Annotated in this window: 26 protein-coding genes and 1 tRNA gene; 11 read left to right on the top strand and 16 right to left on the bottom strand. The window is 70.5% G+C overall.

Going from position 1 to position 25587, the window contains the following annotated elements; translation table 11 throughout:
- Positions 1 to 25 precede the first annotated feature (25 nt).
- Positions 26 to 892 (bottom strand): LysR family transcriptional regulator, encoded by an 867-nt coding sequence (locus DK427_RS00325; protein ID WP_109949520.1) that lies wholly within the window; start codon positions 890 to 892, stop codon positions 26 to 28.
- A 109-nt stretch (positions 893 to 1001) separates the two neighbouring features.
- Between DK427_RS00325 and DK427_RS00320 the strand changes: the two genes are divergently transcribed.
- Positions 1002 to 1748 (top strand): pirin family protein, encoded by a 747-nt coding sequence (locus tag DK427_RS00320; RefSeq protein ID WP_109949519.1) that lies wholly within the window; start codon positions 1002 to 1004, stop codon positions 1746 to 1748.
- Positions 1749 to 1809: 61 nt separating this feature from the next.
- Here DK427_RS00320 and DK427_RS00315 read toward each other — a convergent pair whose 3' ends face one another.
- From DK427_RS00315 to DK427_RS00305, 3 genes are all read right to left on the bottom strand, one after another.
- Positions 1810 to 2205, bottom strand: a complete 396-nt coding sequence (locus DK427_RS00315) for a nuclear transport factor 2 family protein (protein ID WP_109949518.1) — start codon at positions 2203 to 2205, stop codon at positions 1810 to 1812.
- A gap of 64 nt (positions 2206 to 2269) precedes the next feature.
- Complete coding sequence (locus DK427_RS00310) at positions 2270 to 3004, bottom strand: SDR family oxidoreductase (RefSeq protein ID WP_109949517.1); 735 nt, start codon at positions 3002 to 3004, stop codon at positions 2270 to 2272.
- 41 nt (positions 3005 to 3045) lie between these two features.
- Positions 3046 to 3768 carry an SDR family oxidoreductase gene (locus DK427_RS00305; RefSeq protein ID WP_109949516.1) on the bottom strand — a complete coding sequence of 241 codons (723 nt, stop codon included), beginning with the start codon at positions 3766 to 3768 and terminating at the stop codon, positions 3046 to 3048.
- A gap of 106 nt (positions 3769 to 3874) precedes the next feature.
- On the opposite strand from DK427_RS00305, the gene DK427_RS00300 reads away from it, so the two are divergent.
- Together DK427_RS00300 and DK427_RS00295 are read left to right on the top strand one after the other, a co-directional pair.
- The gene (locus DK427_RS00300; protein ID WP_109949515.1) at positions 3875 to 4846 is read left to right on the top strand and encodes a LysR family transcriptional regulator; all 972 of its coding nucleotides are present in this window, start codon (positions 3875 to 3877) and stop codon (positions 4844 to 4846) included.
- 165 nt (positions 4847 to 5011) lie between these two features.
- A complete protein-coding gene (locus DK427_RS00295; protein ID WP_109953898.1) occupies positions 5012 to 5221 on the top strand; it encodes a hypothetical protein in 210 nt (69 codons plus the stop codon).
- A 164-nt stretch (positions 5222 to 5385) separates the two neighbouring features.
- Here DK427_RS00295 and DK427_RS00290 read toward each other — a convergent pair.
- The 3 genes from DK427_RS00290 to DK427_RS00280 form a co-directional block, all read right to left on the bottom strand.
- A tRNA-Ser gene (locus DK427_RS00290) sits at positions 5386 to 5478 on the bottom strand.
- Positions 5479 to 5564: 86 nt separating this feature from the next.
- A complete protein-coding gene (locus DK427_RS00285) occupies positions 5565 to 6362 on the bottom strand; it encodes a glycosyltransferase family 2 protein (RefSeq protein ID WP_109949514.1) in 798 nt (265 codons plus the stop codon).
- 21 nt (positions 6363 to 6383) lie between these two features.
- On the bottom strand, positions 6384 to 7925 hold the full coding sequence (locus DK427_RS00280) for an acetate--CoA ligase (RefSeq protein WP_109949513.1): 1542 nt from the start codon (positions 7923 to 7925) through the stop codon (positions 6384 to 6386).
- 720 nt (positions 7926 to 8645) lie between these two features.
- On the opposite strand from DK427_RS00280, the gene DK427_RS26855 reads away from it, so the two are divergent.
- Positions 8646 to 9041 (top strand): acyltransferase, encoded by a 396-nt coding sequence (locus tag DK427_RS26855; protein WP_342772553.1) that lies wholly within the window; start codon positions 8646 to 8648, stop codon positions 9039 to 9041.
- A 631-nt stretch (positions 9042 to 9672) separates the two neighbouring features.
- Here the strand turns inward: DK427_RS26855 and DK427_RS00270 are convergent.
- The 4 genes from DK427_RS00270 to DK427_RS00255 form a co-directional block, all read right to left on the bottom strand.
- The gene (locus tag DK427_RS00270; RefSeq protein ID WP_109949511.1) at positions 9673 to 11898 is read right to left on the bottom strand and encodes a xanthine dehydrogenase family protein molybdopterin-binding subunit; all 2226 of its coding nucleotides are present in this window, start codon (positions 11896 to 11898) and stop codon (positions 9673 to 9675) included.
- 8 nt (positions 11899 to 11906) lie between these two features.
- Positions 11907 to 12872 (bottom strand): FAD binding domain-containing protein, encoded by a 966-nt coding sequence (locus tag DK427_RS00265; RefSeq protein WP_109949510.1) that lies wholly within the window; start codon positions 12870 to 12872, stop codon positions 11907 to 11909.
- Between the two features lie 10 nt (positions 12873 to 12882).
- Complete coding sequence (locus DK427_RS00260) at positions 12883 to 13536, bottom strand: 2Fe-2S iron-sulfur cluster-binding protein (RefSeq protein WP_109949509.1); 654 nt, start codon at positions 13534 to 13536, stop codon at positions 12883 to 12885.
- Between the two features lie 156 nt (positions 13537 to 13692).
- Positions 13693 to 14433 (bottom strand): sigma-70 family RNA polymerase sigma factor, encoded by a 741-nt coding sequence (locus DK427_RS00255; RefSeq protein ID WP_109949508.1) that lies wholly within the window; start codon positions 14431 to 14433, stop codon positions 13693 to 13695.
- Positions 14434 to 14867: 434 nt separating this feature from the next.
- Between DK427_RS00255 and nadA the strand changes: the two genes are divergently transcribed.
- The 4 genes from nadA (at position 14868) to DK427_RS00235 (ending at position 19316) form a co-directional block, all read left to right on the top strand.
- On the top strand, positions 14868 to 15902 hold the full coding sequence (nadA, locus tag DK427_RS00250) for a quinolinate synthase NadA (RefSeq protein ID WP_425452516.1): 1035 nt from the start codon (positions 14868 to 14870) through the stop codon (positions 15900 to 15902).
- Entirely contained in the window at positions 15899 to 17425 is a 1527-nt protein-coding gene (locus DK427_RS00245; protein WP_109949507.1) for an L-aspartate oxidase, read from the top strand. Before nadA ends, DK427_RS00245 begins: the two co-directional genes overlap by 4 nt.
- Positions 17422 to 18273, top strand: a complete 852-nt coding sequence (gene nadC / locus DK427_RS00240) for a carboxylating nicotinate-nucleotide diphosphorylase (RefSeq protein WP_109949506.1) — start codon at positions 17422 to 17424, stop codon at positions 18271 to 18273. Before DK427_RS00245 ends, nadC begins: the two co-directional genes overlap by 4 nt.
- A gap of 380 nt (positions 18274 to 18653) precedes the next feature.
- The gene (locus DK427_RS00235) at positions 18654 to 19316 is read left to right on the top strand and encodes a L,D-transpeptidase (protein ID WP_109949505.1); all 663 of its coding nucleotides are present in this window, start codon (positions 18654 to 18656) and stop codon (positions 19314 to 19316) included.
- Between the two features lie 54 nt (positions 19317 to 19370).
- Here DK427_RS00235 and DK427_RS00230 read toward each other — a convergent pair whose 3' ends face one another.
- Complete coding sequence (locus tag DK427_RS00230; RefSeq protein WP_109949504.1) at positions 19371 to 19802, bottom strand: gamma-butyrobetaine hydroxylase family protein; 432 nt, start codon at positions 19800 to 19802, stop codon at positions 19371 to 19373.
- A gap of 128 nt (positions 19803 to 19930) precedes the next feature.
- Here DK427_RS00230 and moaA point away from each other — a divergent pair, with 128 nt between their 5' ends.
- Positions 19931 to 20959 carry a GTP 3',8-cyclase MoaA gene (gene moaA / locus DK427_RS00225; RefSeq protein ID WP_109949503.1) on the top strand — a complete coding sequence of 343 codons (1029 nt, stop codon included), beginning with the start codon at positions 19931 to 19933 and terminating at the stop codon, positions 20957 to 20959.
- A 16-nt stretch (positions 20960 to 20975) separates the two neighbouring features.
- On the opposite strand, the gene DK427_RS00220 is transcribed toward moaA, so the two are convergent.
- The 3 genes from DK427_RS00220 to serB form a co-directional block, all read right to left on the bottom strand.
- The gene (locus tag DK427_RS00220; RefSeq protein ID WP_109949502.1) at positions 20976 to 21188 is read right to left on the bottom strand and encodes a hypothetical protein; all 213 of its coding nucleotides are present in this window, start codon (positions 21186 to 21188) and stop codon (positions 20976 to 20978) included.
- An 84-nt stretch (positions 21189 to 21272) separates the two neighbouring features.
- A complete protein-coding gene (locus tag DK427_RS00215; protein ID WP_425452614.1) occupies positions 21273 to 21863 on the bottom strand; it encodes a BA14K family protein in 591 nt (196 codons plus the stop codon).
- Between the two features lie 159 nt (positions 21864 to 22022).
- On the bottom strand, positions 22023 to 22919 hold the full coding sequence (gene serB / locus DK427_RS00210; RefSeq protein WP_109949500.1) for a phosphoserine phosphatase SerB: 897 nt from the start codon (positions 22917 to 22919) through the stop codon (positions 22023 to 22025).
- 18 nt (positions 22920 to 22937) lie between these two features.
- Between serB and miaA the strand changes: the two genes are divergently transcribed.
- Positions 22938 to 23969, top strand: a complete 1032-nt coding sequence (gene miaA, locus DK427_RS00205; RefSeq protein WP_109949499.1) for a tRNA (adenosine(37)-N6)-dimethylallyltransferase MiaA — start codon at positions 22938 to 22940, stop codon at positions 23967 to 23969.
- Here the strand turns inward: miaA and DK427_RS25935 are convergent.
- On the bottom strand, positions 23963 to 24262 hold the full coding sequence (locus tag DK427_RS25935) for a hypothetical protein (RefSeq protein WP_162559630.1): 300 nt from the start codon (positions 24260 to 24262) through the stop codon (positions 23963 to 23965). The two genes, miaA and DK427_RS25935, sit on opposite strands and share 7 nt — an antisense overlap.
- A 206-nt stretch (positions 24263 to 24468) precedes the next feature.
- Between DK427_RS25935 and hrcA the strand changes: the two genes are divergently transcribed.
- Positions 24469 to 25554, top strand: a complete 1086-nt coding sequence (gene hrcA / locus DK427_RS00195; RefSeq protein ID WP_109949497.1) for a heat-inducible transcriptional repressor HrcA — start codon at positions 24469 to 24471, stop codon at positions 25552 to 25554.
- Positions 25555 to 25587: the final 33 nt, after the last annotated feature.

Here is a 25587-nt window from a genome sequence, read left to right as displayed (position 1 = left end):
CATCCCTCGGCAACGGCGAAGCGGCCTAACGACTGAAGCGTTCGATCAGCAGGTCCGTCAGGGCCTGCACCTTGCGCGACGGGTGCTGCCCGGGCGGGCGCACGACGAACATGCCGATGGCGGGCAGGGCGTATCCCGGCATGACCGGCACCAGGGTGCCGGCCGCCACGTAGGGCTCCGCGATGACGTCGGGCAGCGCAGCGACGCCCGCGCCCGCGGCCGTGGCCTCCGCGATGGCCACCGCGCTGTCGGCCCGGAAGCGGCCCGTCGGACGGACCGGGAACGACTTGCCACCGGCGCTGAACGTCCACGTCTCCGTGCCGATCATCACGGCCGGGTGTCCGGGCACATCCTCCGGCGTCTCGGGCGCGCCGTGCGCGGCGACGTAGTCGGGGCTTGCGAATAGCCGAACCGAAAAGGACCCAATGCGGCGTGCGACGAGGTTCGAATCCGCCAGGTAGCCGACCCGGATGCCGCAGTCGAAGCCTTCCGTGACGAGGTCGACGTAGCGGTCGCTGTAGCGGCAGTTGATTTGCAGTTCAGGATGGCGGCGGGTGAGCTCCGCGATGGCCGGCGCGAAGTGCGTCGGGCCGAACGTGGAGGGCACGGCGACCCGCAGGAGGCCGCGGAGCGCGCCGCTGGGAGAGACCGCCTCCAGGGCGGCGTCCACCTCCGCGCAGATCCGTGCGGCGTACTCGCGGAACGTCGTGCCCATCTCGGTCAGGGCTGCGCCCCGGGTGGTGCGGGCGAGGAGCTGGGTACCGAGCTCGGCCTCCAGCCGCAGCAGCCGCCGGCTGACGATGGACTTCGCCATGTTGAGGCGGCGGGAGGCGGCCGAGACCCCGCCCGCGTCGGCGACCTCCACGAAGGTCTTCAGGTCGTTGATGTCCATGCGCGTTCCGTTTCCCGGGACGGAGCTTGCCCAGATCGGACGATACCGTCCCGGTCGCGACGACGCTACGTTCCGTGGCGAAGGTGCCCACCGACAAAGGATGATGGCCATGGATGCGACGAAGCTTAGACGCGGCGACCGAATGGGCGACCCGGCCCGCGGCTTCGCCGTGGAGATCATCCGTCCCGGGCTGAGCCTCGGCGGCGGCGACAGCGGTCTGGGGGCCATCGGGAGGATCGACCGCGCCACGGTGGCGCCCGGGCACGTCATCGGGATGCACCCGCACCGCGACGACGAGATCCTGACCTATGTCCGGGCCGGCCGAATGCTGCACCGGGACACGGTCGGAAACGCGGAGGAGATCACGGCCACGCGGCTCATGATGATGAACGCCGGCCACACCTTCCAGCACGAGGAGCGGATGCTCGACCCGGACCCGGTCGAGGCATTGCAGATTTTCCTGCGGCCGCGCGCTGCGGATCTCGAACCCCGGGTGCAGTTCCACGAATTCGGGGAGGCGGTCAGCCGCGGCGCTTGGCGCCTCCTCGCGGCACCTGAGGGCGCGCCGCTGGAGGTTCGCGCACAGGCATGGGTCGCCGACGCGCGTGTTCCGGCCGGAGCCGCCTTGTCCCTGCCTCCGCTCCCGGCGACCGGAGCGGTTCGCCTGCTCCACGTCTTCGGCGGCGAAGTCGCGGTTTGCGGCTTGGCGCTGCGGGCGGGCGAGACGGCCTACCTGACGGAGGATGGCGGGAGCGCGGAGGCCCGATCCGAAGCCGACCTCGTGCTGTTCGCGACCGATCCGGCCGCGCCGGTGTTCCGGGGCGGTATGTTCAGCGGGAACGTGGTGGCTCGGTGAGCGACATAGTCGCTGACCTGCCCGAACCCGCTCGAACTAGGGCCTTGACGCGGCCGGCGCCTCAGGTCGACGGCGGGTTGAGCAGTACCCAAAGGCGCGCGATCCTTCCGCCGACCATCTCAGCGACGTCTGTCCCGGTAACGGCAACCGGCCCACCATCGGGGCCGGCCTCCCACCGCAGCGTGCCAAGACCGTGGTGCCCCACGGCCACGCCGGCCGGGCTGAACCGGAAGGTCGGCCCGAACTGCTCCAGCAACTTGCCGGCGACGTCGGCGATGGCAGCGCGCCCCCGCACGACATCGTTAGGCTCGTACATGACGGGCTCGTCCACGAAGAGCTCGTCCAGGGCCGCGGCGCGCTTGCCGGCGTCCCGCTCGTTGAAGACGCGATCCAGGTTGGCACGCAGGAGCCGGTCGTAGTCTGGCTCCGCCGCGGTTGAGGTCTCGGTGTCGGGCATTGGTGTTCTCCTTCACATCTGGATGCAGCCGGGCCGGAGGGTGCCGGCCGGGACCTTGGTTAATTCAGGCAAGGTAGCCGCCGTCCGCGGTCAGGGCCGCACCCGTGATGAAGCCGGCTTCCGGGCCGCTGAGGAAGGCCGCGAGCGCCGCGATCTCGGTGTCCTGCCCCATGCGCCCGAGCGCGATCAGCGGGGTGAGCATCGCCTCCATCCCGGCAGACATCTCGCTCACGACCGGGCCCGGCTGGATCGTGTTGACCGTGATGCCCCGGGGCCCGAGGTCGCGCGCGAGCCCGCGGGTCAGCGAAGCCACCGCCGCCTTGGTCATGCTGTAGACCGTGGTCCCCGGGAAGCCGCTGCGGTCCGCCCCGACGCTGCCGACCGAGATGATCCGCCCACCCTCCCGCATGTGGCGGGCGGCCTCCTGCGCGGCGACGAAAGGCGCCCGGACGTTGACCGCGACCTGCCGGTCGAAGTCCGCGAGCGTGACGTCCTCGACCGTGCCGGGCACCAGGATGCCGGCGTTGTTGACAAGGATATCTAGGCGCCCGAACCGCTCGACGGTGGCCTGCACCGCCCCGCGGACTGCGTCCGGGTCGGCGCTGTCGGCCCTCAGGGCGGCCACGTGGGCGCCGGACGCGGCGAGCTCAGCCGCGAGGGCCTCGGCGCGATCCGGCGAGTTCGCGTAGGTGAAGGCGACGGCGGCGCCGTTCCGGCTAAGGCGCCGCACGATGGCCGCGCCGATGCCCCGGGACCCGCCCGTGACGAGGGCGACCTTGCCGGCGAGGGGATGTGTCATGGGATATCTCCTTGAAAGTTCGCCCAGACGGCGAGGGTCGGTCAGACGAGGCGGGCTCCGCCGTCGACGTGCAGGGTCTCGCCGTTCATGAAGCCGTTGCTCATCAGGAAGACGACCGCGGCGCCCGCCTCCTCGGCGGTGCCGAGGCGCCGTTGCGGAAGCTTCTCGGTGAGCGCGGCGACGTAGGCGTCGCGATGGGCGCCGAGCGTGCGGGCGAGCAGCGGGGTATCGGTCGTCCCGGGCGAGAGGGTGTTGACCCGCACCGGCGCCAGCTCCAGCGCGAGGCCGCGGGCGAGCGCCTCCATCGCGGCCGAGGCGGCGGCCAGCACCGCGGTGCCCTGGGCGCTCGGGCGGTCGGCCAGCGCGCCGGAGATGAGTGTCACCGACCCGTCCCGCGCCAGCCGCTCGCCGAGGGCGCGCAGGGCGTGGACCGCGGCCCAGATCCGCTCGTCGAAGGCCCGCTTCAGGTAGTCGACCTCGGCCTCCAGGATCTTGCCGGCCACGAACGTGCCGGCGAGCAGCACGAGGTGGTCGACCTGCGGGATGTCGGCCAGCGCCGCCGCGACCGTCTCGGGGCGGGTCACGTCGGCGGCGCGCCAGCCGGCGAACCCGTTCTCCGCGGCGACGCGCTCGGCGCCCGCGGCGTTGAAGCCGACCACGATGACCTGGGCGCCTGCATCCTTGGCCTGCCGTGCGGCGGCGAGGCCGATGCCCGAGGTGCCGCCGAAGACGACGACGGTGCGGTTCCTGAGGGTGCTGGTCATGACGCTGGTCCTTCCCGGCGGTGCCGATGCGGCGCCTGTGGGAAGGAGAATGGCCCGACATCCTCGGCTTGATAATCGGGCTGATCTTCGCTTCAATCATGCCGTCATGGAACAGATTGGCCTCGACCGCCTCACCGGCATCATCGCCTTCGCGCGCTCGGCCTCTCTCGGCAGCTACACCGCCGCTGCCCGTTCGCTCGGCATCTCGCCCTCGGCGGTAAGCAAGAGTGTGCAGCGGTTGGAGGAGCGGCTCGGCTTGAGCCTGTTCACGCGGACGACCCGCTCACTGACGCTGACGCCCGAGGGCCGCGACCTGCACGAGCGGGCGCTCCGGCTACTGCGCGAGGCCGAGGAGATCGAGCAGGCCGCCGTCGCGGCTCGCTCCGAGCCGGCCGGCACCCTGAAGGTGACGGCGCCGTTCCCGGTCGGCACCCACCTGCTCGCCCCGGCGCTTCCGCGGTTCCGCGAACGCTACCCGAAGCTGTCGGTCGACCTCCGTCTCGGTGACCGCTTCGCCGACCTGATCGAGGAGGGCATCGACGTCGCCATCCGGGTGGGGGAGCTCTCGGATTCGCGCCTGATCTCGCGACGCCTTGCGCCGCACCGGCTCTGCGCCTTCGCCTCACCCGGCTACCTGGCGCGCCGCGGCACACCGGCCCACCCGGACGAGCTCGTCGGCCACGACTGCGTGAACTTCCGCTTCCAGAGCACGGGCCAGGTCCTGCGCTGGCCGTTCAGGATCGGGGGACGCGTCGTCGAGATCACGCCTGACGCCGGCATCGTCACGGACTTCAGCGACGCCGTGGCCGAAATCCTGGCGGCGGGCGGGGGCATCGGCATCTCGCCGACCTACATCGCGGCACCCTATGTCGAACGGGGCGCGCTCGTGCCAATCCTGCAGGACTTCGCGGTCGAGCGGTCGGTCGTCACGGCGCTCTGGCCGGAAAGCCGGCGGGGCAATCCGAACGTAAGGGCGTTCCTGGCATTTCTCGACGAGGTGTTCCCGTCGCCAGCCCCATGGGACACGCTCGTTGTCACGTCTCCCGAAGGCGGGAAGAAAATCCCTGCGAACACGTAGTCCGTTTGAAGGGACGCACCCGAAGAGCCGGTTGCCAACTTTGCAGAGGGCCCTCCTGCGGATTTGCGTAGCGGTTCGCGCTCTCCGTTACCCATTCAGGAACTGGAGTTGCTGGTCGCGCTTGGCTCGACGAGCCGGCGAAGTCAGCCGGTGATGGAGACCGCCATGTCGAGCGATACCGAAAAGCATCAGGCGCTGCTCAGCGCCCTCAAGACCGCCCAGGGCAAGGGTGATGGGTCCTTCGAGCAGGCCGTCACCGAGGCGTTCGAGCACGTCTTCGAGCACCTGAACCGGCTGAACAGCCACGTCTCGCTCGGTGGCTCCGATGGCGAGGACCGCCATCTGAAGCCGGGTGAGTCGCCGACGCTCCGCTAGAAGCAGCGTCCCAATTCTTCGCCAAGCGCGTCGGCAAAGGCAATCTGCCCTCGCGCCCAGGCTTTTTCCACAAGAGCGCTCTGCGGGGACAAATCGGGGACAAATCGAATTTTAGCGCACGCCAACCCGTTGTGACAAAAAACGTTTTTCGGGCTGGGTGTAGATGGCGGAGACGGAGGGATTCGAACCCTCGATACCCTTTTTAGGGGTATGCTCATTTAGCAAACGAGTGCCTTCAGCCTCTCGGCCACGTCTCCGGCGCCGATGGCTCTACGGGTTCGGCCGGCCTCGGTCAAGCGGGTGCCGGCGGGCTACCCGCCGCTTGGGACGGGGAACCCGGGCCTCAGCGCGGGCTGCCCGGGGCGGAGGCGCGGCGGCGGCGCTCGTAGTGCTTGGCGACGCGCAGATGCCGCGAGATCGCGTAGTTCATCGCCGTGAGGAAGCCGTAGGTGCCGCGCGCGAAGTGGCGCCGGCCGAGATAGGCCTTCAGAAAGTTGCCGGGCAGCTCCACGAAGACCCGCCAGGCGGGGATCGTCACGCCGCGGGCCTCCAGATCGTCGGCCTGCTGGTCGGAGTAGCGGTTGAGCTTGGCGAGCTGGTCGCCGAGCGAGCGCACCGAGAAGTGGTGGACGCGCCCCCGCAACAGGCCGGGCTCGATCCCGGCCCTCAGCTCCACCCGGTCGTGGACGGGGGAGGGGGAGTAGCGGCCGGCGTCGAGCCGGTAGAGGCGCACGGGGGTGAGCGTGTAGGCCCAGCGGTGGGGCCGGGTCTCGCCTGGAAAAATCTCCGCGATGGCGAGGCGCCAGGCCGGGCGGGCGGGCTCGCCCATCGCGAAGAGCGCCCGGATCTCGGCGGAGAGGTCGTCGGGCACCACCTCGTCGGCGTCGAGGTTGAGGAGCCAGGGGTGGCGGCACTGCTCCTCGGCGAAGCGCTTCTGCGGGCCGTAGCCCGGCCAGGGGTTGTGGATCACCCGGGCGCTGAGGCTCTCGGCCAGCGCTTGCGTCCCGTCCGTCGAGCCCGAATCGACCACCACGATGTCGTCGGAGAGGGCGCGCACCGCCCGGATCACCGCCCCGATCCGGTCGGCCTCGTTCTGGGCGATGATGAAGACGGAGAGCGGCAGCGGGGCAAGGTCGGCCATGGCCTCCGCCCTAGCGGCGGCTCACCCGGCGGACAAGCCTGCGGCGGCCTCGGGCAGGCGCTTCCGCTGCACCTTGCCGTTCGGGGTGCGGGGCAGCGCGTCGAGGAAGCGGATCTCGCGCGGGCACTTGTAGGCGGCGAGCCGCGCCCGGCACCAGTCGAGCAGCGCCGCGGCGTCGGGCTCCGCGCCCGGCTGCAGCACCACGAAGCCGCAGACCACCGAGACGTCGGCCCGCACGGCGAGTTCCGCCACCCCGACCTCGGCCACGTCCGGGTGCTCGGCCAGCACCCCCTCGACCTCGTTCGGCGAGACGCGGTAGCCCATCGCGTTCATCAGGTCGTCGGCTCGGCCCTCGAACCAGAGGTAGCCGGCCTCGTCGAGCCGGGCGAGGTCGCCGCCGCAGAACCAGTCGCCCCGGAAGACCTGGGCCTCCTCGTCGGGCCGGTTCCAGTAGCCGAGCATCAGCCCGGGCTCGGAGCGGTGGATGGCGAGCAGCCCCGTCTCCCCCTGGGGCAGCGGCGCGGGGGCCCCGTCGCGGGGGAGGATCGCCACGCGGCGGCCCGGCTGGGGCCGGCCGGGCGAGCCCGGCCGCACGGGGGTGGTGGGCCCGCTGGAGATGTAGGTCGAGACCTCGCTCATCCCGAGCGCCTCGTAGAGCGGCTTGGCCGTCGCCGTCTCCCAGGCCTCCAGCAGGTCGACGGGCAGCGCCTCGCCCGCGGTGCAGCCGTGGCGCAGGCCGGAGAGGTCGTGGGCGGAGAGATCCGCGTATTTCAGGATCTGCCGGTAGAGGCTCGGCACCGCGGCGAAGACCGTGGCGCCGTGCTCGGCGATCAGGCGCGGCCAGACGCCCGGGTCGCGCGGCCCGTTGTAGAGCACCGCGGTGGCGCCCGCCGCCCAGGGGTCGGTGATGCCGACGCCCAGCGTGTAGGTCCAGTTCATGGTGCCGGCATGCAGCATCACGTCGGTCTCGGAGAGCCCGAGCCAGTGCGCCAGCATCGGCCGGCGGCCCCAGATGGTGCGGTGGGCGTGCAGCACGCCCTTCGGCCGGCTGGTGGTGCCGGAGGTGTAGACGAGGGTGGCCGGGTCGTCGGCGGCGGTGTCGGCGTAGTCGGGCAGCGGCGCGTGGCTCTTCAGCCGGGCGATGTCCTCCGGCCCGAGCAGCAGGCGGTCACCGAGGTCGGCGGGCTCGATCCGGCAGCCGCCCGCCAGCGCCACCGCGCGGGCCCCGGAATTCTCCATCAGGAAGGCGGCCTCCGTGGGGGTGAGCTGGGGCGAGGAGGGCAGGGCCACGAGCCCGGCGGCGAGCGCGCCGAAGTAGACCAGCACGTAGTCGGCCTCGTTGCCCATGCGGATCATCACCCGGTCGCCGGGCACCAGCCCGAGCCCGAGCAGCCCCGCCGCGATGCCGCGCACGGCCCGGTCGGCCGCGCCGAAGGTGAGGCGGGTGGTCTCGCCCCCTTCGCCCACCAGGACGAGCGCCGTCTTGTCCGGCCGCGCCGCCGCGTTCGCGCCCAGGCAGTAGCGGGCGGCGTTGAAGCGGGCAGGGGGGTGACGGTCGGACAAGGGGCGCTCTCCCGGACGCGTGTTTTGTCCGTGGTGTCAGGTATCGCGGCGGGAGCGTCAACGGGGAGGATGCGCCGCTCCGTTGTGGGATCGGCTTCCTTCGATAGTCTGCTGCGGACCCGTTTTGGACATTCGTGGCGCTGCCACCGAAGGACCGCAAGGGGTGGAAAGCAGGGTTTGGCCCTTAACTTCGAAGCGCACGTTTCATGTCGAGCGCACGGCAAATCCTACAAGAAATGAGCATCGCCAAATAAACTGAAACAAAGTTTGATTTTTCATGATCTGCGCGGCAGTCTGATGAGGATCTGAGCTCTATCCAATCTAATAAAATATGCGGCGCGCGGCTCAGCTGAATTAATTCGAAAGAATGATTGTGCCGGCCGGCGTACCGCCTATCATTTTTTGCATGCGCGAGAAGCAGACGACGTTGAGGATCCCGGACGGCGGCAGGGCAGTCCTGTGCTGGGTAGTTCATTCTTCCGTCAGGAGCGATCGAATTTTGCCTGGCCGACGCATGACCAACATCAGAGGGGATAGAATATCTTGAAATTAATTCATCTCATTTTCGCTCACTTATCATTTTACATTGGCAATGCTATTCCGGGGTTTGCTTTTCTCAGCAATCTCAAAATCAAATTTTACCGCTTATCGGGCATCAAAATTGGGGATAACGCATTAATAGTAGGTCCGATTAAAATCGATTACACTCTTACTGATAATGTGCTAGCGTCTATCAATATCGGCACGGGGACCTATATCGGGAGAGATTTGCGCGTCTCATCATTCAAAAGTACGGTTACGATAGGAAACAACTGCCAAATTGCCTCAGACGTGAGCTTAGAGACCAACACTCATAAATTGAACGAGTGGTCCGGTCCGCTTCGGATACGTTATCAGAAGCCGATCGTCATCCGAGACGGCGTCTGGATTGGAGCAAGGGCGCTAATCCTCCCGGGGGTCACAATCGGGGAGAATGCGGTCGTTGCTGGCGGCTCAGTCGTGACTAATGATGTCCCTGCGAATACGCTTTTCGGCGGATCTCCCGCCAGATTTATCAGACATCTTCAACCGGCAATGACCTACAGCTTTACTTGTCTCGCCGGAATTTGCGTGTAGGCGTGGCAACAAGCGCCATCGCCACGCTGCTGATCTGCGCCTCGCGCTGAACTATCTACGGAAACGCCTATGTTCCGCTCGGCGCCAGTTGTAGATGCGGATTGATAGCGGCAACACCACGCCGAATGTGCGGATGCCCGCTCCCCAACCGACTTGGCCTCGATGGTGCTACCAGAATGCCGGTAAGCAGACCTTCCGGGGGGGGCGCGACGGGTCGAATGCGGCGGTTCAGCGCCTGCCGGCCGAAGGTCGGGTCATGGCGGATTTTGTTGAGAAACTCGGGATCGGTCTGAAGCAGTACCGCCAGCTACGTTTTCAGGAGAGGATCCTACCTCCGGTTTGCCCAAGCTACGCGGCCATCATGGCATCGCATCGCGGCCATCATGGCATCGCATCCATGATGAGAGACGAATATTACCCGGCGACCTGTGCTGGGCGACGCTTTGCGCACGATCCTGGAGTTTTTCAACAAAATCTTCGCAGAGCAGACATTTGCCTACGGAGATCGCCGCGCCTGCACTTTAACCCGTCCCAATCGTCACGATTCCTCAGTGTGAAGGGCCCCTTAAGAGACTACGCCTATGACAGAAATTGCCCAAAAAAATTTGCGCCCTCAAGCTGTGCCGCACGACTAACTCCGCCGCACCCCACGCCCCTCCTGCTCCTCCAACCCCTTCAGCACCTTGTCGAGCGTCATCGGGTAATCCCGGATCCGCACGCCCGTGGCGTTGTAGATCGCGTTGGCGAGCGCCGCGCCCGCGCCGCAGATGCCGAGTTCGCCCAGGCCCTTGCTCTTGAGCGGGTTCGCCTTGTCGTCGAGTTCGGGCAGGAAGACCGCGTCGATGGCCGGGATGTCGGCGTGGACCGGCACGTGGTACTCGGCCAGATCCCGGTTCACGAAGGTGCCGGAGCGCGGGTCCATCACGGCGTCCTCCATCAGGGCGGCGCCGACCCCGAAGGTCATGCCGCCGATGGCCTGGGAGCGGGCCGTCTTGGGGTTGAGGATGCGCCCGCCCGTGAACACGCCGAGCATCCGCCGCAGCCGGACCTCGCCGGTGTCGCGGTCGACGCCGACCTCCGCGAAATGCGCGCCGAACGAGTAGTGCGAGAAGGCCTCCTTCAGGCGGCCGGGCTTGATCTCGCCCCGCGCCTCCAGGCCCTCGGGCCCGGCGAGGTCGGCCAGCGCCTCCGAGCGGTTGCCCGAGGCGGCGCGGCCCTCGCGGAAGGTGGCGCCCTCCGGGTTCATGCCGGCCTTGGCCAGCAGGGCCTGCCGGAGGTTGTCGCAGGCCACGTACAGCGCCGAGCCGGCCGAGCCCGCCCCGAAGGAGCCGCCCGAGCCCGCGGCCGCCGGATAGGCCGTGTCGCCGATCTCGACCCGGATTTTTTCGACCGACAACCCCAGCATCTCGCCCGCGATCTGGGCCAGGATCGTGTAGGTGCCGGTGCCGATATCGGTCATCGCCATGCGCACGGTGAGCGTGCCGTCCGGGTTCAGCCGCACCAGGGCCTGAGAGGGCATCAGCGGGTTGAGGCGGGCGGCGGCCGACATGCCGAGCCCGACCATCCAGCGCCCCTCGCGCCGCGTGCCCGCCGCCTGCCGCCGGTCCCAGCCGAACAGGCGCGCGCCCTCGCGCATGCAGGGCACGAGCTGGCGAACCGTGAAGGGTACCTGCTTCTCCGGGTCCTGCTCCGGTTCATTCCGCACGCGCAGCTCGATCGGATCGAGGTTCAGCCGCTCGGCCAGCTCGTCCATGGCGCACTCGAAGGCGAGCTGGCCCACCGCCTCGCCGGGGGCGCGCATGGACGAGGTGACGGGCACGTTGAGGTTCGCGATGCGGTGGCGGGTGAGGCGGTTCGGCGCGGCGTAGAGCGAGCGGGTGACGTTGGCGGAGGTCTCGAAGAACTGGTCGCCGGGCGTCGCGTCCGACCACGATTCGTGACTGATCGCCGTGAGGCGGCCGGTCTCGTCGGCGCCGAGGCGCACGCGCTGGATCGTGGGCGTGCGGTGGGTGGCGACGTGGAACTCCTGCTGGCGAGTCATCGCCACCTTCACGGGGCGGTTGACCACGCGGGCGGCGAGCGCGGCTAGGATCGCCTCGGGCTGCGGCTGCAGCTTCGAGCCGAAGCCGCCGCCGATGTAGCGGCTCACCAGCCGCACCGTGTCCTCGGGCACGGCCAGCACCGCGGCGAGCGATTTCTGCCCGCGGTTCAGCATCTGGTTGGAGGTGTGGAGCAGGAGCCGGTCGCCGCGCCACTCGGCGATGGTGGCGTGCGGCTCCATCTGGGCGTGGATCTGGGGCGGGGTGGTGTACTCCACGTCGAGCTTCACCGGGGCGGCATGGAACGCGCCCTCGAAATCGCCGAGCGCGCTGTCGGGCTCGGTCTGGGCCTTCTTCGGCTTGTAGGTCTCGGGCAAAGCCGCGCGCAGCGACGCTTTCGGGGGCGCGGCGTCGTACTGGACCGTCACGAGGGCCGCGGCCGCGCGGGCCTGCTCGAAGGTCTCGGCCACCACGAAGGCGACCGGCTGGTCGAAGTGGCGAATCTCCGTGCCCCGGAGCTGGGGGAAGACCTGCTCGCGCTGCTCGCCCTGCGGCGGCACGGTCTCGTGCGTCATGACGTAGAGGACGCCGGGCGCGCGCCGGGCCGCGCCCACCTGGATGGCGCGGATCCGCCCGCTCGCGATGCCGGCGCCCACGATGTAGCCGTAGGCGGGGTTCCTGGGCTCGCGCACCTCGTAGGCGTAGGGCGCCCGGCCCGTGACCTTGAGGCGGCCCTCGTAGCGGTCGATGGGCTTGCCGACGAGGCCGTCGGGGCGCTCGTCGAGCGGGGTCGCGCCGACCGGCTGGTTCATGTCCATGGGGGGCCTCAGGCGATCTCGGCGAGCACGGCGCGCAGCGTCCGGCGGGCCAGCGGGATCTTGAAGTCGTTGGCGCCGTAGCCGCGCGCGCCCTCCAGCACCCGGTCGGCGGCGGCATCCGCAGAGCCGGTCTCGACGAGGGCGGATTCGGCCGCCTCGACCCGCCAGGGCTTGTGCGCCAGCCCCCCGAAGGCGAGCCGCGCGGCCCGGGGCTTGCCGCCCTCGTGCGCGATCACGGCCGCGACCGACACGGTGGCGAAGGCGTAGGAGGCCCGGCCGCGCACCTTGCGGTAGACGTGGGTGCCCGGCACGGGCTTCGGCAGGCTCACCGCCGTGATGATCTCGCCGGGCTTGAGCGCGGTCTCGATCTCGGGCGTGTTGCCGGGCAGGCGGTGGAACTCCGCGATCGGGATGGTTCGCGATGCGCCCTGCGCGTCCACGGTCTCGACGGTGGCGTCGAGCGCGCGCATCGCCACGTTCATGTCGGAGGGGTTGGTGGCGATGCAGGATTCGGAGGCGCCCAGCACCGCCATGATCCGGTTGTACCCGCCGATCGCCGAGCAGCCGGAGCCGGGCTCGCGCTTGTTGCAGGGTTTCGTCGTGTCGTAGAAATAGTAGCACCGCGTGCGCTGCAGCAGGTTGCCGGCGGTGGTCGCCTTGTTGCGCAACTGGCCCGAGGCGCCGGCCAGCAGCGCCTGCGCCAGAACCCCGTACTCCTTGCGCACCCGCGGATGCGCCGCGAGCTCGGAATTGCGCACCAGCGCGCCGACGCGCAGGCCCCCTTCCGCGGTGTCGGCCACCGTGTCGAGCGGCAGCCGGTTCACGTCGATGAGCGTGCGCGGTGTCTCGATCTGAAGCTTCATCAGGTCGAGCAGGTTGGTGCCGCCCGCGATGAACTTCGCGCCCGGCCGCTCGGCCGCGATCCGCGCGGCCTCCTCCACGGACTTCGGGCGCTCATACGAAAAGGCTTTCATGGCGCGCCCCTCAGGCTTTGCGGCCGGCGGCGTCGCGGATCGCCGCCACGATGTTCGGGTAGGCGCTGCAGCGGCAGAGATTGCCGCTCATCCGCTCGCGGATCTCCGCGTCGGTGAGTTCGGCCGCCCGCGTGATGTCGGCGCTGACATGGCTCGGCCAGCCGGCCTCGACCTCGGCGAGCATGCCGGCGGCCGAGCAGATCTGCCCCGGCGTGCAGTAGCCGCACTGGAAGCCGTCATGCTCCAGGAACGTCGCCTGGAGCGGGTGGAGCGTGTCGCCGTCGGCCAGCCCCTCGATCGTGGTGACCGCGTCGCCCTCGTGCATCGCGGCGAGCGTCAGGCAGGCGTTGATGCGCGTGCCGTTCACCAGAACCGTGCAGGCGCCGCACTGGCCGTGGTCGCAGCCCTTCTTCGTACCGGTGAGCGCGAGGTGCTCGCGCAGGGCGTCGAGAAGCGTCGTGCGGCTGTCGAGATTGAGATCGCGCGCCGTGCCGTTGACCGCGAGCCGCACCGGCAGCATCTGCGGGTCTGGATCGCCGGGGGCGGGGGCGGCGACAGATCGCCCCGGCCAGCCGAAGCCCGTCACGCCGGCCAGGGCGGCGCAGCCCTGCATCGCCGTGCGCCGCGTCAGCCCGGACGGGCCGTGCTCGTTCCTGTCGCTCATGGCTCTCGATCCCGCGCCGGCCTCGGGGCCGGTCCCGCGGGACGTGAAGAACCCCGCGCTCTGCAATCCTGGCTGGCAGGGAACGCGGGGTATGCAGCTTGGATCCGGTCCAGGCTGCGCCGTTTCGGCGCGGGCGGGGTGCCGCTCGGACCTGCCTCAGATCTCGGCGGAGAGGCCCTCGTGCCCGAGGGCCGACAGGGTGAGGTGGTCGGCGCCGACCTCGGCACCCGTGTAGCCCAGCATGTGCGCCAGCTGGTCGCGGGCGCGCCAGACGCGGCTCTTCACCGTGCCGATGCGGCACTTCAGGATCTCGGCCGCCTCCTCGTAGGAGGCGTTCTCGACCGCCACCAGGATCAGCGCCTCGCGCATCACCGCCGGCAGCCGGCCGAGCGCCGCCTGCACGTCCTGCAGATCGAGATGGCCGCCCTGGGCCGGCACGGTGGCGAGACGGGCGGCGTGGTCGCCGTCCGTGTCCGAGACCTCGCGCGCCTGCTTGCGGTGCACGCTGTAGAAGGCGTTGCGCATGATCGTGAACAGCCACGCGCCGAGATTGGTGCCCGCCTTGAAGCTGCCCCGGCTGCGCCACGCCCGCAGGAGCGTGTCCTGCACGAGGTCGTCGGCGGCGGTCGGGTTGCGGGTCAGCGAGACCGCGAAGTTGTGCAGGCTGGGCACCGCCTCCAGCAGGCCCGCCCGGAAGGCGCGCTCATCGGCGTCCTGCGCCTTGGCGAGCGCCGCATCGAGCTTGGCCACCAGATCCGCGATGCGGGCGGAGGGCGGTTCGGGCCGCATCGCCGCGTAGACCTCCTGAAGCTGCATGCCGAGATGCAGGCGGATCTGTTCGGTCAAGGCCGGCGAGAGCGCGGCGGCGGAGTCTGTCTGACTGGGTTTGCCGGACATCGGACCTCGTGCGCTGGAGCGGTGGCCGAGAAGCGTCGGGAGCGCTTTCTCATGGATTGAACTTGTTCTCGCGCCGTTCCGCAGGCATCGCAGCAACATAGGTTACCGGTCCTGTCGCAAGACCTGCCGTAAATAGTGCGGCGACACGGGAACTTTTCGTAATTTGCTTGTGCGAGGTCTTGGCAAAGCGCTGCCGGTCTTGCCGGATTGATTGTCCGCAATGCGGATTCTTGCGCATTGCAACACGCGACCTTGTGGCAGTGCCCGAGCCAAGCCTTCCCGTCCACGTCCGGGGGCACAATGAGGAGGCTGCATCGCACCATAACAGTGCGTCGCAAAATCATTATGCTCAGTCTCAGCATATCTGGACAGGCGTGCGGGACCCGCCTAAGTTAGGCGGCACAATGCTCAAACTGAGCATAATGGAGGACGCCATGGCGGCGACCAGTGGACCGAGCCTGCGCAACACGCCTGTCCAGGCGGCACCGCCCCCGGGCCTGCCCCTGCCGGAGATCTTCGCCCGCGTCAGCCGCCACGTGCCGGCGATCGAGTGGCCGGCGCTCGCGCCCGACATCGAGGCGATCCTGCGGCTGAAGCGGGAGCGGAACGCCGTGATCCTGGCGCACAACTACCAGGCGCCGGAGATCTTCCACACGGTGGCCGACATCGTCGGCGACAGCCTCGCGCTCGCCCGCGAGGCCGTGAACGTCGACGCCGACGTGATCGTGCTGGCCGGCGTCCACTTCATGGCCGAGACTGCGAAGCTCCTGAACCCGGCCAAGACCGTGCTGATCCCCGACATGGGGGCCGGCTGCTCGCTCGCCGACTCGATCACCGCCGAGGACGTCCGGGGCCTGCGCGCGCGCTATCCCGGCGTGCCGATCGTGACCTACGTGAACACGTCGGCCGCGGTGAAGGCCGAGTCCGACCTCTGCTGCACCTCGGGCAACGCGGTCGCGGTCGTGCGCTCGTTGAACGCACCGCGGGTGCTGATGATCCCCGATGAGTTCCTGGCCCAGAACGTCCAGGCCGAGGTGCCGGAGGTCGAGATCCTGACCTGGGCCGGCCATTGCGAGGTGCACGAGCGCTTCACCCCGGCCGACATCCGCGACGTGCGTGAGAGCTATCCCGGCGTCACCGTGATCGCGCACCCGGAATGCCCGCCGGACGTCGTCGCCGAGTCCGACTTCTCGGGCTCGACCGCCATGATGATGAACTTCGTCACCGAGAAGCGGCCCGCGCAGGTGGTGCTCGTCACCGAGTGCTCGATGGCCGACAACATCGCGGCGCAGAACCCCGACATCGAGTTCATCAAGCCCTGCAACATGTGCCCGCACATGAAGCGGATGAGCTTGGGCAACATCCGCCGCGCCCTGGAGACGCTGACCCACGAGGTCACGGTCGATCCGGCCCTCGCCGACCGGGCGCGGGCCGCGGTGGAGCGGATGCTGGCGGTGCGCGCCCGATGAACGCGCTCTCCCGCAACCCGGCCGACCGCGTCGTCGTGGTTGGCGCGGGTGTGGCCGGCCTCGCCACGGCGCTCCGGTTGGCGCCCCGGCCCGTCACCCTCGTCAGCGCGAGCCCGCTCGGGCAGGGCACCGCCACCGGCTGGGCACAGGGCGGCATCGCCGCCGCGATCGGTGCCGACGACGACGCCCACCGCCACGCCGCCGACACGCTGGCGGCCGGCGCGGGCCTCAGCGAGCCCGAGGTGGCGGCGCGCGTGGCGGCCGAGGGGCCGCGCCTGATCGACTGGCTCCTCGGCGCCGGCATCGCCTTCGACCGGACGGAGGACGGGGCCCTCGCGCTCGGCCTGGAGGCGGCCCACGGCCGCCGCCGCATCGTGCGCGCGGGCGGCGACGCCACGGGCGCGCGGGTCCTCGACGGTCTGGTGCGTGCTGTCCAGGCGGCGCCCTCCGTCGAGATCGTGGTCGCCACGGTGCGCGACCTCCTGCGCGACGCGGCCGGCGCCGTGGCGGGCGTGGTCTGCGAGCGGGACGGCGTGCCCTTCCGCATCCCGGCCCGCGCCGTGGTGCTGGCCACCGGCGGGCTCGGCGCGCTCTACGCCGCGACCACCAACCCGCGCGGCGCCACCGGCCGCGGCCTCGCGCTGGCGGCGCGGGCTGGCGCGGTGATGCGCGACATGGAGTTCGTGCAGTTCCACCCGACCGCCATCGCGGCCGGCGCCGACCCGATGCCGCTCGCCACCGAGGCGCTGCGGGGGGAGGGGGCCCGCCTCGTGGACGAGCGGGGCGAGCCGGTGATGGCCGGCGTCGCGGGCGGCGACCTCGCTCCCCGGGACGTGGTGGCCCGCGGCATCTTCGGGGCGCTGGCCCGCGGCCGCACCGTGTATCTCGACACGCGCGGGGCTCTGGGCAGCCGCATGGCGGCGCGCTTCCCCACCGTGGCGACGCTCTGCGCGGAGGCCAGCATCGATCCCGCCGTGCAGCCGATCCCCGTGCGCCCGGCCGCGCACTACCACATGGGCGGCGTGAAGGTGGACGCGCAGGGCGCCACCTCGGTGCCGGGCCTCTACGCCTGCGGCGAGGTCGCCTCCACGGGGCTGCACGGCGCGAACCGGCTTGCCAGCAACTCGCTCCTCGAAGGGCTGGCCTATGCGGGCTTCATCGCGGACGGGCTCGACGCGGCGCCCGGCGCTCCCGTCCGACCCGTCGCGACGGAGCCGCGGGCGCCCGCCGACCTCGCCCCGATCCGCGCCCTGATGGAGGCCCGGGTCGGCGTGGTGCGGGACGCGGCCGGCCTCGGCGAGGCCGTCGCCCGGCTGGCGCCGCTCGCCCCCGCCTGCGACGCCGCCCTGGTCGCGCTCCTCGTCTCCCAAGCGGCCCTCGGCCGGCGCGAGAGCCGCGGCGCCCACTGGCGCAGCGACTTCAGCGGTTCCGTGCCCGCCCGGCACAGCGAGACCACCCTCGGCCCCGTGCTCGCCGAGACCGCAGCGGCGGCCCGACCGGCCGCGGAGGCCATGGCCCGATGAGCGATCTTCTTCCCCTGCCCCGGCTCCTCGTGGAGCCCGTCGTGCGCGCGGCCCTGCTGGAGGATCTCGGCCGGGCCGGCGACATCACCACGGACGCGATCGTGCCGGCCGAGGCCCGACTGACGGGCGTGATCGGCGCGCGTCAGAACGGGGTGATCGCGGGCGTGGACTGCGCCCGGATCGCCTTCGAGCTGATCGATCCGGCGGTCTCGGTCACGGTCGAGCGTCCGGACGGTGCGCAGGTCGCGCCCGGGGACGTGGTGCTCCGCCTCGACGGGCCGGCCCGCGCGATCCTCACGGCCGAGCGCGTCGCCCTCAACCTGCTCTGCCGCCTCTCGGGGGTCGCCACCGCCACCGCCGGGTTGGTGGAGGCGGCGCGCCCCCACGGCAAGGCCGCGATCGTCTGCACCCGCAAGACCACGCCGGGCCTGCGCGCCCTGGAGAAGCACGCCGTGCGGGCCGGAGGCGGCTCGAACCACCGCTTCGGCCTCGACGACGCGGTCCTGATCAAGGACAACCACGTCGCGGTGGCGGGCGGCATCGTGCCGGCGATCGAGCGGGCCCGCGCCCGGTCCGGCCACCTCGTCAAGATCGAGGTCGAGGTCGACACGCTGGCGCAGCTCGAGGAGGCGCTCTCGGTCGGCGCCGACGCGGTGCTCCTCGACAACATGGACCCGGAGACGCTGCGCCGCGCGGTCGCGATGATCGACGGGCGCGCGCTGTCGGAGGCGTCGGGACGCATCACCCGGGAGACGGTCGGCGCCGTGGCGGCCTCGGGCGTGGACCTGATCTCCTGCGGCTGGATCACCCACAGCGCCGCGATCATCGATCTCGGCCTCGACGCCTGAGACTAAAAAACGCGCGCTCCTCCGCGATGATGGCCGCAGGAGGATCGCGCGCTTGAGAGGTGGCCCGCGGTCTCAGGGGACGGGCACGCTCACTGAACCGTGATTCGGATCGCGTTTCAGCCCGACGCAGGCGAGAAGTGTATACGATATGCGGCGCCTGTTGCTCGCGGCACGGCGTGCGGCCGGTTTATTCCCTTCTTACGGCTAAGCTGCCACAGTGTTGCCACGGGGTCACGAGCGCGGCGGAAGCGCGACCGGGGCCGGTTTCAAGCTTGGCTTTGCGCGGGCGTCGTTTACCCGTTGGCGAGACGTCGCGCGCCATCGTGCACGCCGACACCTGTCGCGTTCCCGCATTTCCCGCCTGCCTTCGAGAGAGCTCGATGCGTCGTTCCGCCACCGCCCTCGTCGGGCTCGCCTGCGCCGCCGCGGCGTGGGCCTCGCCCGCGCTCGCCTACGAGATCGATCCGCTCACCCGCCAGCCCCTCGACAACGCCCTGACGGTGCGCGTGCGCCCGCAGGCCGTCGAGACCGTGGCCGTGCCGGTGGCCAACGCCTCCCTGAACGCCGCCGACCCGCTGGCCTCGACGGTGCCGCAGATGTCGGCCATCCCGCGCGAGACGGTCGCCTATAACGGCCCCTACGGCGCCGGCACCATCGTGGTCTCGACCGCCGAGCGGCGGCTCTACTACGTGCTCGGCGGCGGTCAGGCCCTGCGCTACGGCGTCGGCGTCGGCCGTCCGGGCTTCACCTGGGGCGGCATGCAGACCATCACGATGAAGCGCGAGTGGCCCGATTGGCGCCCCCCGGCCACCATGCTGCGCCGCCGACCCGATCTGCCGCGCTACATGAAGGGCGGCATCGAGAACCCGCTCGGCGCCCGCGCGATGTATCTCGGCGGCACGATCTACCGCATCCACGGCTCGAACGAGCCGGAAAGCATCGGCACCGCGGTCTCCTCGGGCTGCATCCGCATGACCAACGAGGACGTCACCGACCTCTACACCCGCGCCAAGGTCGGCACGAAGGTCATTGTCCAGCGCTGAGCGCTGGACCGGTTTCGTTCAGTGGGGCCGGCGGCGACGCCGGCCCTCTCGCGTTCAGTGGCAGCCGCAGGAGCCGCCGCCGCATCCGCCGCCGGAGGCTTTGGCCTTGAGATCGGCCTGCCCGCGCGTATCGCGGTCGAGGCCGCGCTCGGCCAGTTCCTTGAGGTAGGTCTGCCACCGACCGCAATACTGCGCGCCCAGCTCGTGCAGATAGCCCCAGCCGTAGATGCCGGTGTCGTGCATGTCGTCGAAGGCGAGCTTCACGGCGTAGTTGCCGACCGGCTGCACCGACAGGATCTCGACGTTCCGCTTGCCGCCGATGACCTTGCGCTCGGCCGGCGAGTGGCCCTGCACCTCGGCCGACGGACTCGACACCCGCAGGTACTCGGCCGGCAGGTCGAACCGCCCGCCGTCGTCGAAGGCCAGTTTGAGGACGCGCCTGTCCGCGGACAGGCGGATCTCGGTGGGCCAGCGTTCCTCGCTCACGCTCGAATCTCCATGGAAGCGTCTCGTGCCCACGCTTGCTCCGGGGCGCGCATCCCCTCATATGCCAAGGCATGCTAGATTCGTCACGCGACGCATCTCCCCATCCGCAGCAGAGCACCGAGTCCCGTATGTGGGGTCCGCGTACCGACACCGCAGCGCCCGTGATGCCGCTGATCGACCCTTTCCAGCGGGCGATCACGTATCTGCGCATCTCCGTCACGGATCGCTGCGACCTGCGCTGCGTCTACTGCATGGCAGAGGAGATGAACTTCCTGCCCAAGCGCGACCTGCTCACACTGGAGGAGCTCGACCGGCTCTGCGGCGTGTTCATCGCGCGGGGCGTGCGGAAACTCCGCGTCACCGGGGGCGAGCCGCTGGTGCGGCGCGACATCCTGCACCTGTTCCGCCGGCTCTCGCGCCACCTCGATTCGGGCGCGCTGCAGGAATTGACGCTGACCACCAACGGCACGCAGCTCGGCCGCTTTGCCGGTGAGCTCGCGGATCTCGGCGTGCGCCGGGTCAACGTGTCGCTGGACACCCTCGACCCGGAGAAATTCCGGGCGATCACCCGGCGCGGCGACCTCAAGGTCGTGCTCGACGGGATCGCGGCGGCGCGGGACGCCGGCATCAAGGTGAAGATCAACGCGGTGGCGCTGAAGGGCGTCAACGAGCACGAGATCGCCGACATGATCGCCTGGGCCCACGGGCTCGGCATGGAGATGACGCTGATCGAGGTGATGCCGCTCGGCGAGGTCGAGGGCGACCGCACCGACCAGTTCCTGCCGCTCTCGGTGGCGCGCGAGCGCCTGGAGCAGCGCTGGACCCTGACCCCGCTGCCCGACCGCACCGGCGGCCCGGCCCGCTACGTTCGGGTCGAGGAGACGGGCGGGCGACTCGGATTCATCACGCCGCTGACGCACAATTTCTGCGAGAGCTGCAACCGGGTGCGCCTGACCTGCACCGGCAAGCTCTACATGTGCCTCGGGCAGGAGGATGCGGCGGACCTGCGCGCGGCTCTCCGCGCCTCGCCCGACGACGCGTTGGTGACGCAGGCGGTGATCGACGCGATCGCCCGCAAGCCCAAGGGCCACGACTTCGTCATTGCGCGCCAACGCCCGGCGGCGGTGCCGCGCCACATGAGCGTCACGGGCGGCTGAGGCGTCAGCACCCCGCTCAGCTTTCGGCGAGGTCGGGCGGCAGGTAGGGATGGCCCTCCGCCGTCAGCGCCCGGTCCACCGCCTCGATCGCCACCAGGATCCGGGTGAGATCCTCGGCCATCGTGACGGGCGAGAAATCCATGCCGGCGATGCGCCGGGCCAGCGCGTCGCGCTCGCGCACGAGGCTCGCCCGCGCCCGGTTGAGCGTGTGGATCGATTCTGCGCTCACGATCTGCCCCCTCTCGCCTGAACGTGGAACGGCCCCGCACGCGGAAGCGTGCGGGGCCGTCGCGAGCCTAGCCGATCTCTCGCCTCAGGGGCAGGAGCGGCGCACGCCGCCCTTGGCGATATAGGTGCCCGTCCGCGGGTCGTAGGTCCGGAAGCGGCGGGCGCAGGCCTCTTCGGCCGAATCGCCGGAGGTGACGACCTCCGTCTCGGAGTAGCCGTCGTTCACCGGGGCGTATCCGTAACCGGCCGGTGCGTAGCCGCCGTAATAGCCGCCCTCGTAGCCGTAGCCCGGATAGCCGTAGCCGCCGTAGAGGCTGCCGGCCGCGAGGCCGCCCGCGAGGCCGAGCCCGACACCTAGGCCGAGCCCGCCGAGCCCGTAGCCGCGCCGGCCATAGCCGTATCCGTAGCGGTGGCCGTAATAGCCCCGATTGAACCCATAGCCGCGATTGAACCCGTAGCCTCGGCCAGCCAGACCGGCGCCGCCGAAGCCGACTCCGCGGTTGAAGCCGCCACCGCCGATCCCGACGCCTCCGCGATTGAAGCCGCCGCCGATGCCGCGTCCGGCAAAGCCGCCACCGGCGGCCGGACCGCCGAAGCCGCCTCCCGCGAGCGCGTTGCCGCCACCGCCGCCGCCCCGGAAGGCCAGGACGTTCTGGGCCTCGGAGGCCGCCGGGATCAGGGTGAGCGCGCCGGCGATCGCCGATGCGAACAGGAGAGAATGCTTGACCATACGGACCTCGTCGAATGCGATGATTGTCTGTCCGGTCAACGTTCGATCGCGTGATGGAGGCCTGCTACACTTTGTCCGGATGCCGGCCGCGCGCGTCTCGGCCCGTCAATCCACGAACTCGGCCGCACCGTAGCCTTGCAGGTAGAGCAGGGCCGTGAGGTCGCCGTGGTCGATCCGAACCCGCGCCGCCTCAGCGACGGCGGGCTTGGCCCGGAAGGCGACGCCGAGGCCGGCCTCGCCGATCATGGCGAGGTCGTTCGCCCCGTCGCCGACCGCCAGCGTCTCGGCCGGATCGAGGCCGAGCCGAGTGCGCAGGTCGATCAGCGTCGCGCGCTTGGCCTCCTTGCCGACGATCGGCTCCTCGACCGTGCCGGCGAGCCGGTCTCCGGCCAGGGTGAGACGGTTGGCGTGGTTCTCGTCGAAGCCGATCTTGTCCGCCACCGCACCGGTGAACAGGGTGAAGCCGCCGGAGACGAGGCAGGTATGCGCGCCGTGCGCCTTCAGCGTCCGCACGAGGGTGCGCCCGCCCGGCGTCAGGGTGATGCGCTCGGCGATCAGCCCGTCGATCGTGCCAACGGGCAGGTCTTTCAGCAGCGCGACGCGCTCGCGCAAGGCCGGCTCGAAGGCGATCTCGCCGCGCATCGCCCGCTCGGTGATCGCCGCCACGTGGGCCTTCAGCCCGACCTCGTCGGCCAGTTCGTCGATGCATTCCTGCTCGATCATGGTCGAGTCCATGTCGGCCAGGAACAGGCGCTTGCGGCGATGGGCGTCGGCCGGCAGCACCGCGAGGTCGATCGGCTCGGGTCCCAGCGCCGCGCGCAGGCGCTCGGTCAGGGCGGGCGCGGAGGCGGGGGCGCCCGGCACCAGGATCTCGGCCGCGACCTCGCCGTGCAGGGTGCGCGGCTGGTGCTCGGTCGCGAGCACGCGCCGCGCCTCGGCCAGCACCGCGTCGGTGATGGCGGGCCGCTCCGAGTTTGATATCAGGACCGCGACCAGGGTCATCGGGAGAAGTCCAAGCTGGTGTCGGGACGCGTCGAGTCACAGGAGCCGCCCGGCGACCGGCCGGCGGCCATCCTCATTGCAGGGCCGACCGCCTCCGGCAAGTCGGCGCTGGCCGCGAGCCTCGCGCTCCGGCACGGCGGCGTCGTGGTCAACACGGACTCGATGCAGGTCTACGCCGACCTGCGCGTGCTCACCGCGCGGCCGGACGCGGCCGAGGAGGCGCGGGTGCCCCACCGGCTCTACGGCCATGTCGACGGGGCGGTGAACTACTCGGCCGGGGCGTTCGCACGCGACGTCGCCGCGCTCCTGGCCCGGCTCGACGGCCGGCTGGCGGTCTTCTGCGGCGGGACCGGCCTGTATTTCCGCGCCCTGGAAGCGGGTTTCTCCGAGATGCCCCCGGTGCCCGAGTCGGTGCGGGAAGCGGTCCGGAGCCGCGCCGCGGAGCGTCCGACCGAGGCGTTGCACGCCGACCTCGCGGCCCGGGACCCGGAGGGTGCCGCGGCACTGCGCCCGAGCGACCGCGCCCGGATCCTGCGGGCGCTGGAGATCCTTGCCGCGACCGGCCGGCCGATCGCCGCCTTCCGGGGGGAGCCCGTGCCCGGTCCGCTCGCCGGGCTGCGATTGCGGAAGATCTTCCTGGCGCCCGACCGGGACGTCCTGCGGGCGCGCATCGACGCGCGCTTCCGCACGATGATCGCGGCCGGCGCGCTGGACGAGGTGGCGCGCCTGCGGGAGCGCCGGCTCGACCCCCTCCTGCCGATCATGCGCGCCCACGGGGTTCCGGCCCTGATCGCCCATCTCGACGGCACGATGAGCCTGGAGGACGCGATCGTCCGGGGGCAGGCCGACACGCGCGCCTACGCCAAGCGCCAGTTCACGTGGTTCCGCCATCAGATGGGGCCGGACTGGGCCTGGCTCGACCCGGAGGCGGCGGCGCGGATGGTCGATCCCGGCGGTGTCCCCTCGCCGGATCACCCTCAGAATTCCGGGCCGGGGGGAGCGGCGGCATCGGATATGCAACCGCCGCCCCCCGTCAGCGAACCTCAGTAGCGGTAGAAGCCGCGGCGGTGATGGTGGTGGTGCCGGTGCCAGTGACGGGGCCGGAAATGGCGGTGGTGATGGTGGAAGTGCCGCCGATGATGCCAGCCGCGGTGCATGCCATGATGCCGATGGTGATGGCGGTACTGCACCGTCTCCAGGCCCGAGGCGGGCATCTCGACGCCCGCCGGGACGGCGAGCGGCGCGGCCTCGGCCCCGCGGGGGGCGACCGTGACGCCGAAACCGGCACAGAGAAGGAGAACGGCGGCGAACTTGAGCAGGATCGATCGTGCACCGAGGCGCATGCGTTGGTCTCCCGGGAGAAGGTCTTGATGTCGTCTAGGCGGGCCGCCGGCGCGTCCGGGGCCCTACTGTTACAACGCACGGTCGCGCGATTCCGTCCCATGCGACCGCGCGGATGCCGCACGATTCCGCCGCGAGCCGTACCGGGCGCGCACCGATTGATTGCGCGCCGCCCTGCGGACACAATCGCCGGCCCAGGATCAGAGCCGTGAACGAGCAGAACCCCTTCCCCGCCCCAGCCCCGCCGCTCAACGTCCTTAGCGAGCGCGCCCGCGAGATCTTCCGCCAGATCGTCGAGAGTTACCTGACGACCGGCGAGCCGGTCGGCTCGCGCAACCTCGCGCGCATCCTGCCGATGACGCTCTCGCCGGCCTCGATCCGCAACGTGATGTCGGATCTGGAGCATTCCGGGCTGATCTTCGCGCCCCACACCTCGGCCGGGCGCCTGCCGACGGAGCTGGGCCTGCGCTTCTTCGTCGACGCGATGATGGAGCTCGGGGATGTCGGCCGGGAGGAGCAGGAGCGCATCGAGGCGCAGATGCGGGCTGCCGCCTCGGGCCACACCTTCGAATCGGCCCTGGCCGAGGCGTCCATCCTGCTCTCGGGGATCTCGCGCGGGGCCGGCGTGGTGTTGACCACGAAGTCGAACGTGCATCTGAAGCACATCGAGTTCGTGCGCCTCGATCCCGCCCGGGCCCTCGTCGTGCTGGTCTCGAACGACGGCTCGGTCGAGAACCGGCTGCTCGACCTGCCGCCGGGCCTGCCGGCGAGCGCCCTGCAGGAAGCCTCGAACTACCTCAACGCCCGGCTCCAGGGCCGCACCCTCGGCTCGCTGCGCCAGGAGATCGAGGTGGAGCGGCAGGCGATGAAGCGCGAACTCGATGCGATCACCGAGCGGCTGGTCGATGCCGGCCTCGCCACCACGGTCGGTCCCTCCGAGGCGCGCCAGCTCATCGTGCGCGGCCAGGCCAACCTGCTGGACGACTTGCGGGCCGCCGAGGATCTCGAGCGCATCCGCCTGCTCTTCAATGACCTGGAGACCCAGAAGGAGGTGATCGATCTGCTGGCGCGCGCCGAGGACGGCGACGGGGTGCGGATCTTCATCGGCTCGGAGAACAAGCTGTTCTCGCTCTCCGGCTCCTCGATGATCGCCGCGCCGTTCCGCGATGGCCAGCAGAAGATCGTTGGCGTCGTCGGCGTCATCGGCCCGACGCGGCTCAACTACGCCCGCATCGTGCCGATGGTCGATTACACCGCCCGCGTGGTCTCGCGGCTCCTCGACGGGCATCGCTGAGGCGGTCCGCCACGTTGGCTGGCCCGAATTTAA

Source organism: Methylobacterium radiodurans (genome assembly GCF_003173735.1).
GTDB classification, from domain to species: domain Bacteria; phylum Pseudomonadota; class Alphaproteobacteria; order Rhizobiales; family Beijerinckiaceae; genus Methylobacterium; species Methylobacterium radiodurans.
The sequence above is the reverse complement of the archived record's forward strand: the minus strand, read 5'-3'. Positions and strand labels throughout refer to the sequence as shown.

Bases quoted from the DNA above. Each gene is read 5' to 3' on its own strand.
- DK427_RS00270 (WP_109949511.1), bottom strand. From the start codon at position 11,898: ATGGACATGAACCAGCCGGTCGGCGCGACCCCGCTCGACGAGCGCCCC.
- DK427_RS00285 (WP_109949514.1), bottom strand. From the start codon at position 6,362: ATGGCCGACCTTGCCCCGCTGCCGCTCTCCGTCTTCATCATCGCCCAG.
- nadA (WP_425452516.1), top strand. From the start codon at position 14,868: ATGGCGGCGACCAGTGGACCGAGCCTGCGCAACACGCCTGTCCAGGCG.
- DK427_RS25935 (WP_162559630.1), bottom strand. From the start codon at position 24,262: ATGCGCCTCGGTGCACGATCGATCCTGCTCAAGTTCGCCGCCGTTCTC.
- DK427_RS00310 (WP_109949517.1), bottom strand. From the start codon at position 3,004: ATGACACATCCCCTCGCCGGCAAGGTCGCCCTCGTCACGGGCGGGTCC.
- DK427_RS00300 (WP_109949515.1), top strand. From the start codon at position 3,875: ATGGAACAGATTGGCCTCGACCGCCTCACCGGCATCATCGCCTTCGCG.
- DK427_RS00245 (WP_109949507.1), top strand. From the start codon at position 15,899: ATGAACGCGCTCTCCCGCAACCCGGCCGACCGCGTCGTCGTGGTTGGC.
- nadC (WP_109949506.1), top strand. From the start codon at position 17,422: ATGAGCGATCTTCTTCCCCTGCCCCGGCTCCTCGTGGAGCCCGTCGTG.
- DK427_RS00315 (WP_109949518.1), bottom strand. From the start codon at position 2,205: ATGCCCGACACCGAGACCTCAACCGCGGCGGAGCCAGACTACGACCGG.
- DK427_RS00260 (WP_109949509.1), bottom strand. From the start codon at position 13,536: ATGAGCGACAGGAACGAGCACGGCCCGTCCGGGCTGACGCGGCGCACG.
- DK427_RS00255 (WP_109949508.1), bottom strand. From the start codon at position 14,433: ATGTCCGGCAAACCCAGTCAGACAGACTCCGCCGCCGCGCTCTCGCCG.
- DK427_RS00265 (WP_109949510.1), bottom strand. From the start codon at position 12,872: ATGAAAGCCTTTTCGTATGAGCGCCCGAAGTCCGTGGAGGAGGCCGCG.
- DK427_RS00325 (WP_109949520.1), bottom strand. From the start codon at position 892: ATGGACATCAACGACCTGAAGACCTTCGTGGAGGTCGCCGACGCGGGC.
- DK427_RS00235 (WP_109949505.1), top strand. From the start codon at position 18,654: ATGCGTCGTTCCGCCACCGCCCTCGTCGGGCTCGCCTGCGCCGCCGCG.
- DK427_RS00305 (WP_109949516.1), bottom strand. From the start codon at position 3,768: ATGACCAGCACCCTCAGGAACCGCACCGTCGTCGTCTTCGGCGGCACC.
- DK427_RS00320 (WP_109949519.1), top strand. From the start codon at position 1,002: ATGGATGCGACGAAGCTTAGACGCGGCGACCGAATGGGCGACCCGGCC.
- DK427_RS00295 (WP_109953898.1), top strand. From the start codon at position 5,012: ATGTCGAGCGATACCGAAAAGCATCAGGCGCTGCTCAGCGCCCTCAAG.
- moaA (WP_109949503.1), top strand. From the start codon at position 19,931: ATGTGGGGTCCGCGTACCGACACCGCAGCGCCCGTGATGCCGCTGATC.
- serB (WP_109949500.1), bottom strand. From the start codon at position 22,919: ATGACCCTGGTCGCGGTCCTGATATCAAACTCGGAGCGGCCCGCCATC.